At 50.4% G+C, this 2,452-nt stretch carries 2 rRNA genes; both read right to left on the bottom strand.

Features of this window, described 5'->3' with window-relative positions:
* Positions 1–2: 2 nt before the first annotated feature.
* A 5S ribosomal RNA gene (rrf, locus tag ACJQQZ_RS12480) occupies positions 3–117 on the bottom strand.
* 70 nt (positions 118–187) lie between these two features.
* A 23S ribosomal RNA gene (locus tag ACJQQZ_RS12475) occupies positions 188–2,452 on the bottom strand; the annotation flags it as partial.

Genomic DNA, 2,452 nt, shown 5'->3' with positions numbered 1-2,452 from the left:
TTGCCTGGCAACGTCCTACTCTAGCGGAACGTTAGTCCGACTACCATCGGCGCTAAGGAGCTTAACTTCTGTGTTCGGCATGGGAACAGGTGTGACCTCCTTGCCATTGTCACCAGACAAATGGAATGTATTATACATTCAAAACTAGATAGTAAGTAAAATGATTTTGCGTCGCAAAACATAAATTTTGATTAAGTCTTCGATCGATTAGTATTCGTCAGCTCCACGTGTCACCACGCTTCCACCTCGAACCTATTAACCTCATCATCTTTGAGGGATCTTATAACCGAAGTTGGGAAATCTCATCTTGAGGGGGGCTTCATGCTTAGATGCTTTCAGCACTTATCCCGTCCATACATAGCTACCCAGCTATGCCGTTGGCACGACAACTGGTACACCAGAGGTATGTCCATCCCGGTCCTCTCGTACTAAGGACAGCTCCTCTCAAATTTCCTACGCCCACGACGGATAGGGACCGAACTGTCTCACGACGTTCTGAACCCAGCTCGCGTACCGCTTTAATGGGCGAACAGCCCAACCCTTGGGACCGACTACAGCCCCAGGATGCGATGAGCCGACATCGAGGTGCCAAACCTCCCCGTCGATGTGAACTCTTGGGGGAGATAAGCCTGTTATCCCCGGGGTAGCTTTTATCCGTTGAGCGATGGCCCTTCCATGCGGAACCACCGGATCACTAAGTCCGTCTTTCGACCCTGCTCGACTTGTAAGTCTCGCAGTCAAGCTCCCTTATGCCTTTACACTCTATGAATGATTTCCAACCATTCTGAGGGAACCTTTGAGCGCCTCCGTTACCTTTTAGGAGGCGACCGCCCCAGTCAAACTGCCCACCTGACACTGTCTCCCACCACGATAAGTGGTGCGGGTTAGAAAGCCAACACAGCTAGGGTAGTATCCCACCAATGCCTCCACGTAAGCTAGCGCTCACGTTTCAAAGGCTCCTACCTATCCTGTACAAGCTGTGCCGAATTTCAATATCAGGCTACAGTAAAGCTCCACGGGGTCTTTCCGTCCTGTCGCGGGTAACCTGCATCTTCACAGGTACTATGATTTCACCGAGTCTCTCGTTGAGACAGTGCCCAAATCGTTACGCCTTTCGTGCGGGTCGGAACTTACCCGACAAGGAATTTCGCTACCTTAGGACCGTTATAGTTACGGCCGCCGTTTACTGGGGCTTCGATTCGTAGCTTCGCAGAAGCTAACTACTCCTCTTAACCTTCCAGCACCGGGCAGGCGTCAGCCCCTATACATCACCTTACGGTTTAGCAGAGACCTGTGTTTTTGATAAACAGTCGCTTGGGCCTATTCACTGCGGCTCTTCTGGGCGTTAACCCTAAAGAGCACCCCTTCTCCCGAAGTTACGGGGTCATTTTGCCGAGTTCCTTAACGAGAGTTCGCTCGCTCACCTTAGAATTCTCATCTTGACTACCTGTGTCGGTTTGCGGTACGGGCACCTGTTATCTATCTAGAGGCTTTTCTTGGCAGTGTGAAATCAACGACTCGAGGAAACAATTTCCTCTCCCCATCACAGCTTGACCTTATGAGTGCCGGATTTGCCTAACACTCAGTCTTACTGCTTGGACGTGCAATCCAATAGCACGCTTCGCCTATCCTACTGCGTCCCCCCATCGATTAAAACGATACTAGGTGGTACAGGAATATCAACCTGTTATCCATCGCCTACGCCTGTCGGCCTCAGCTTAGGACCCGACTAACCCAGAGCGGACGAGCCTTCCTCTGGAAACCTTAGTCAATCGGTGGACGGGATTCTCACCCGTCTTTCGCTACTCACACCGGCATTCTCACTTCTAAGCGCTCCACATGTCCTTGCGATCATGCTTCGACGCCCTTAGAACGCTCTCCTACCATTGTCCTACGGACAATCCACAGCTTCGGTAATATGTTTAGCCCCGGTACATTTTCGGCGCAGTGTCACTCGACTAGTGAGCTATTACGCACTCTTTAAATGATGGCTGCTTCTAAGCCAACATCCTAGTTGTCTGGGCAACGCCACATCCTTTTCCACTTAACATATATTTTGGGACCTTAGCTGGTGGTCTGGGCTGTTTCCCTTTCGAACACGGACCTTATCACCCATGTTCTGACTCCCAAGTTAAATTGATTGGCATTCGGAGTTTGTCTGAATTCGGTAACCCGAGAAGGGCCCCTCGTCCAAACAGTGCTCTACCTCCAATAATCATCACTTGAGGCTAGCCCTAAAGCTATTTCGGAGAGAACCAGCTATCTCCAAGTTCGATTGGAATTTCTCCGCTACCCTCAGTTCATCCGCTCACTTTTCAACGTAAGTCGGTTCGGTCCTCCATTCAGTGTTACCTGAACTTCAACCTGACCAAGGGTAGATCACCTGGTTTCGGGTCTACGACCAAATACTAAACGCCCTATTCAGACTCGCTTTCGCTACGGCTCCACATTA

The organism is Staphylococcus sp. KUGN1, from assembly GCF_045984185.1.
In the GTDB taxonomy this organism is placed as follows: Bacteria; Bacillota; Bacilli; order Staphylococcales; family Staphylococcaceae; genus Staphylococcus; species Staphylococcus warneri_A.
Note: the sequence above shows the minus strand (reverse complement) of the source record. Positions and strands in the feature narration are given on the sequence as shown.